We start from the raw sequence: 5,559 nt of genomic DNA, 5'->3' as shown, positions 1-5,559 counted from the left end.
TTAAAAAATTCTTTGAGCTTTTTTGATAAGCAAGTTATTTTATTCATTGGTTCTCTCACTAAAAGTATATCTGGGAGAACTTATACCTTATTATTCTATCTCTTTCATACCTTTATTTCCTTAACTTGACGCGTATGGTTCCCTCTACTGGCAGTTTATCGCTACTTATCCTTTTTCCCTTCTCTAGTCGATCTGCCAGGTATTCTAGTCTTTTTGCCACTTTTCTTGATATTTCTCCGTACGCTTTTTCCTGCATTCTATAAGCTAATCTTGGTATCAGGTATTTCTTTTAGTATCTAGGCGCTCCTTCTCCATATACCTTTTTCCATATTTTCCTCACCTCTTCCAACGCTTTTTTCTCTAAATTCATTACTTTCTTTTCTATTTCTTCCTTTCTTTCCATATTTTCAGCCTCTCATAATTTCTCAAATAACTTTTCTATTCTGTCTGTTTCTTTCTTCAATACTTCAGTTACCTCTTTACTATTTTTCGCATAATCCATCGCTGTCATCCCAAATTTATCTGCTTGTTCTATTTCAGCCCCTGCTTTTACTAGCTCCTCCACTATTTCCACTTTCCCCACCATACATGCAAGGTGCAGCGGTGTGCATTTACTGCCATACTCTTCAGCATTTACATTCCCTCCTGATTTTATCAATTCTCTAACTGTTTCTAGACGTTTCTCCGTTATCGCTAGGTGCAGTGCTGTATATCCTTCTACATCCGCTGCATTCACATTCGCTCCTTTTTCAACTAATAAGCTCACTGTTTTTCCGTCTACTGCATAATGCAGTTCCTTTTTTGTCCCCTTAATATTTTTACCTGAGTTCTCTAATAATTCTTTTAGTGCATCCTCTTTTTCTTTTTTACTCATAACCTACCTCACCTTTTCTTTAAATTTAAGTCCCTTTTTTAATTCTCACCACCTCATCTATCATTTCGTTTACTTGGCACATTATCTTGGTTGCTAAATTTTGACATTCTTTCTTTATTAATGATTTGTCTCTCTTCCTTATTTCTTCGATCTCCATTATTTTTAGCTCTGGCATATAGCTCCTATCCAACTTGTCTGCTATTTCTCCCACTAGCCCCTCTATTCCATAGCACGTCAGTTTTCTACTTTTTGTTACTCCACCTTTTGCTCTCAAAAATTTACTTGCCTTTTCACTCTCTTCCCTATCACATAGACAATACTTTTCACTTTCCCATATGTAATACATTGGTGTTGAACCATACTTATTCAGTTGATTAACTTCAGATCCTGCTTTTACTAGCTCTTTTATTATTTCAACTCCTGCTCCTCCTATTTTACATGCAGAGTGCAGTGGCGTACATCCACTGACATATTGAGTGGCATTTATTTCCGCTCCTGACCTTAGCAGTACTTTTACATTTTCTAAACTTTTTGCGAATACTGCACAGTGCAGTGGCGTATAACCATTTTTATCTCTTGCATTGATCTCCGCTCCTTTTTCTATTAATAACCTCACTGTTTTGTGATCGGAATTTTCTACTGCATGGTGCAATACTGTTTCTCCTTTTTCATCCCTTTTATTAATATTTTTAAATCCATTCCTTGATACTTCTTTAAAAAACTTGTTAAAAGATTCTTTCTTTTCTTCGCTGAACCCCATTTCATACCTCACAAAATTATCTTTTCTAGCGCCAGACAAATTTCTTATATTTACCTGCTGCTATTCAAGTTATGTGCGTTTTGGCATAAAAAGGCAAGTCTTTTTTCGCGTAGTACACCTTTTTAACTAAATACTAATATAGTATATGAAGATATAAATATATATGCTTAATGCATTAAACATATTACTTGTTTCTCTTCCCAACCTCTGTTCAAATGACGATGTTCGTGCCACGTTAGTACGCCTGGGTAAAACACTAAAACGTAATTTTCCGGTTCATGTATTGAATCCTTTTGCTCTGAATTTAAATCCCTTTCAAAATGAATATTGTGCTCTGCCACACCAAATATTATAACTTTTTGGTTGGTAAAATCTTCTACTTTGTAGTGGTGAGTAACGCTAAACCTTTCTAAAATTGGCTTGTGTTTTAAATTCCACAGTTGTTCAGATAGTTTATCACTTCCTAGTAAAAATTTACTTCCTTTCTCTTCTCCACTCGTAACCGGAAAACACGCGTTTAAGTTCCAGCTATCTGATAATACTATCTGCGCTTTAGCAAACTTAATCTTAGGTAATAAGCTCTGTGGTAGCGGATATAGCGCTTTGAAGTTATACCACACATGATTTCGTTCATAAATACCGTTGTAGTTCTTAGTATGAGGCTCGGTTTCTCCAAGTATTGCTACATCCAAGCGATATATGTCATTGCTTAAAGCTCGTTCATAATGATCGCGTAGATAGTTTTCTACAATCCTAATAACCGGACCATGAGACCTGAAAAAATTTACTCTTCCAAATGATAAAACTGGCCCATCTTTTTCTATTTTTACCCCGGAATAATCCGATAATAAACTTCCGAAAAAACTCTCATCCAATATGAACCTGCTAATGTTGTAATAATCGTTAAAAATCCTCATTAGCCTCGATCTTGCAGGCAATGATAGTTTTGCTAGTTCTACTACTGCATCAACGAAGAAGTCATTCGGAACATCTTTTATCCCTATCTGCAGTTCAAAGAAGTGCTTGCCAGATGGTTCTTCGATAATTGTAATATCTTCTATATTTGCCCATTTTAGTGCTATTTTCAGTGAAGCAGGTGTTCCTCTTAAACGCTGAAATTTTATCCCTTTTTTTATCGCCTTTCTTTTGTCTTTTACCCAATGTAGGATTTCTCCTAGCCCATATTCCTCTATTATCCATGGCAACACTTTTTCCCCTTGGCTAAATTTAAACCCTCTGATACAACCAGGATCTACTTTGTAATCTATTGCATCAACCAGCGCTTTTTCCTTTTTTGTTGCGTTTGGCGGTAATAGCATTAATTTAACTCAACATTTAAACTTTTTAAGAAAGCGCACTCATTTCCTTTCACAACTATGTCTTCTCTTGGCTCTATTAATTCCACGTTTTCTACTCCTTCCATAAACAAATTGGCTATTATCCATGATCTTGTTACCTTCCATCCTAATCTTTTCGTTGTTCCAAATTTTTCGATAAATTTCTTCTTCACCGTTTCAATAATATCTGGTCTTTTAATGCTAATTTTACTGTGGATATCTATTTCTATCATATTGCAACTTACCACTTCAACTGTATCTGTTAAAATCCTCACATCCTCCCTGTTTAGCTGATTTTTGACAATTTCTAGTAATTCTTCTTGCAGTGTGGATAATTCTGTGGATAAGATTGAAACTTGTACTTTCCCTGGTATAGGTGATTCTACTAATGCATCCTTTACTCTACTATCTGCTGACAGTGCATGATATCGATAGTGTTCTTTACTTCCTCCCGTGCTCCAGCCTATTATCTTTGCTTTAATTATTTTTTCTAAAACGTTCGTCATCTTCTTCTTTCTGCCTCTCCACTCCATAAAATTCAGCTAAATTATCAAGATCTTCTCCTGTCGCAAACTTAAGTAAATTACTCTTTACTGCTTCGTTTATCCTTTGTCTCAGCAAAAGCTCTCTCCAGGCTGCTACTTCTAATACCTTCATCGCTGAGTCACTTTCTACTAATGCCGTAAAACTTTCATCTCGACTTATTAATTCTTCTTTCATACGTGAAAAGATTTCTTCGAAGTTCAGTGGCTCAATAATGTTAGTCTGCTGCATCTTTATACTACAACCTCATCGAAGCGAATCTTTTTCCCCATTGGTACGTACAACCCTTCCAGGTCAAGCGTTACTTTTCCCTCTTTTACTTCTGTCATTTTTACTTTTTCTAATTTAAACCTTTTTTCCCATTTTTCCAAAGCTTCTGCAGTTGCTGCGTAAATTTCTAGTGTTAAATCACGATTAACTGGCTTATCCAATAATTCAAATAGCCTAGACCCGTAATTCCTCATCATAATTCGTGATCCTATTGGAGTCGTAAGTATATCAATTATTGATTGCTTTAAGTGCTCTATTCCTTCTAACGCTTTTCCTGTTTTACCATCCATACCCTTCATTTCTATTTTGCAAAGACGCTTTTACTGCCTTTTATTACTTTTAACCCACAAGATACTGAATCCCCTACTCTTCCTACACCATGACCATTTGCAAACACTGTTTTTGATCCTTGAATCATTACTTTTCCTTCGTTAAAATTGTCTCCTTTCCTACAGACTGGGAAATCATTTACAAAAACATTATTACTGCCGCTAATGCAAAAATGTGGTGTTGCTTCTCCACAATAATCTCCTACTCGCACAACTGATTTATTCATTTTCCAATTAATTAAGTTCTATTCTATCTGCTTTCAGTTTTATTTCGCTCCTTGTCATCTCTATACTTGATTCCCCAGCTTTCAATGTTATTTTGTCCACTACTTCAATCTCTAAATGATGCTTCTCTTTATCATATAACAATCTTGTCCCATCTTGAATTTTTACACTATTTATTTCTTTTTTATTCTCTGGTGCAGGGTATTTTTCCTGATATATTCCTGCTAATACCACCCCTAATGATAGTTCTCCTAGCGCAGAAAGTATAATAACCTGTTCATCGATATCTGGAGGAGACCAATTTCTATCTTTTCCTGCTTTACTTGTTATCCATGGCAACCAATCTGTTAAAAATTCCCCTATTTGCACTTTTACTCTCGCTTTTTCATAATCTACTTCTTTCACAAGCCCAATACGTACAATGTTAGCTAACTTTCTTTGCAACTCTGAAATAGCAAAATTACTTTCCAACATTTATTTCACCGATTTCTATTTTGTGTGGCATAAATTTTCCCTCTTCCCAAATAGATCGACCCAAGTGTACTTCATGCACCCAGTCTACCATCCACACTAAATACGCGTCTAATTCTGGCCTAAATCCGTCAATTTCTGCTGATATAAATTCACCTGGCGAAACATTTTTTACGTTCCAAGTATTTTTATTTACTACTCTCGCAACCTCAGCAGCTAATTCTCTGACAATAATAGCTGCATTCTCTATTGTGCTATCAATCACAATTCGTGCCTCAAATCTTGCTTTCAGGGCTAATTCTTCTGTTCCTGAATCTTTTCCTTGCTCTAAACTTGACAATTCCACAAATACCGCTGGTGCTACTATTTCCCTTCTTATCATTGGATATATTTCACATGTCTGTATCGCTGGTATTTCTTTCTTCAACATTCTGCAAATTGCTTTGTGCAACTCAATTAAAATCATACTTTTACAATATAGTTTAATTCACGCTCAAAATATTTCTCAAATATCCCTTCTGTTTCATAATTAACTAGCTCCTTTATTATTTTTGATGCTTCTGGTTCCAGTCCTAATTTTACCTCTTGTATTGGCAAAGCTGTTCTTCCTTCCATACGCGTCAAGTTAAGGAAATAAAGGTATGAAAGAGATAGAATAATAAGGTATAAGTTCTCCCAGATATACTTTTAGTGAGAGAACCAATGAATAAAATAACTTGCTTATCAAAAAAGCTCAAAGAATTTTTTAAT

7 protein-coding genes and 3 pseudogenes are annotated in these 5,559 nt (G+C 35.3%); all 10 read right to left on the bottom strand.

The window, feature by feature from the left end:
- Nucleotides 1-136 precede the first annotated feature (136 nt).
- A pseudogene (locus JR312_RS05790) lies at nt 137-403 on the bottom strand (DUF2924 domain-containing protein); the annotation flags it as partial.
- Between the two features lie 12 nt (nt 404-415).
- Entirely contained in the window at nt 416-874 is a 459-nt protein-coding gene (locus tag JR312_RS05785) for an ankyrin repeat domain-containing protein (protein WP_007549613.1), read from the bottom strand.
- Between the two features lie 25 nt (nt 875-899).
- Entirely contained in the window at nt 900-1,634 is a 735-nt protein-coding gene (locus JR312_RS05780; protein WP_006280237.1) for an ankyrin repeat domain-containing protein, read from the bottom strand.
- A gap of 167 nt (nt 1,635-1,801) precedes the next feature.
- The gene (locus JR312_RS05775) at nt 1,802-2,953 is read right to left on the bottom strand and encodes a phage tail protein (protein WP_416647935.1); all 1,152 of its coding nucleotides are present in this window, start codon (nt 2,951-2,953) and stop codon (nt 1,802-1,804) included.
- Nucleotides 2,953-3,745, bottom strand: a pseudogene (locus tag JR312_RS05770) (baseplate assembly protein). Before JR312_RS05770 ends, JR312_RS05775 begins: the two are co-directional and overlap by 1 nt.
- 2 nt (nt 3,746-3,747) lie before the next feature.
- On the bottom strand, nt 3,748-4,083 hold the full coding sequence (locus JR312_RS05765) for a GPW/gp25 family protein (protein ID WP_007552425.1): 336 nt from the start codon (nt 4,081-4,083) through the stop codon (nt 3,748-3,750).
- A 2-nt stretch (nt 4,084-4,085) separates the two neighbouring features.
- The gene (locus JR312_RS05760) at nt 4,086-4,340 is read right to left on the bottom strand and encodes a PAAR domain-containing protein (protein WP_010082105.1); all 255 of its coding nucleotides are present in this window, start codon (nt 4,338-4,340) and stop codon (nt 4,086-4,088) included.
- Nucleotides 4,341-4,347: 7 nt separating this feature from the next.
- Nucleotides 4,348-4,812: a phage baseplate assembly protein V gene (locus JR312_RS05755; protein ID WP_012673195.1), complete on the bottom strand. Its 465-nt coding sequence runs from the start codon at nt 4,810-4,812 to the stop codon at nt 4,348-4,350.
- The gene (locus JR312_RS05750) at nt 4,799-5,275 is read right to left on the bottom strand and encodes a hypothetical protein (RefSeq protein WP_010962732.1); all 477 of its coding nucleotides are present in this window, start codon (nt 5,273-5,275) and stop codon (nt 4,799-4,801) included. Before JR312_RS05750 ends, JR312_RS05755 begins: the two co-directional genes overlap by 14 nt.
- A pseudogene (locus tag JR312_RS05745) lies at nt 5,272-5,427 on the bottom strand (phage tail protein); the annotation flags it as partial. The gene JR312_RS05750 and the pseudogene JR312_RS05745, both read right to left, overlap by 4 nt.
- Nucleotides 5,428-5,559: the final 132 nt, after the last annotated feature.

The organism is Wolbachia endosymbiont of Nasonia giraulti, assembly GCF_048054155.1.
GTDB classification, from domain to species: Bacteria; Pseudomonadota; Alphaproteobacteria; order Rickettsiales; family Anaplasmataceae; genus Wolbachia; species Wolbachia pipientis_C.
The sequence above is the reverse complement of the archived record's forward strand: the minus strand, read 5'-3'. Positions and strand labels throughout refer to the sequence as shown.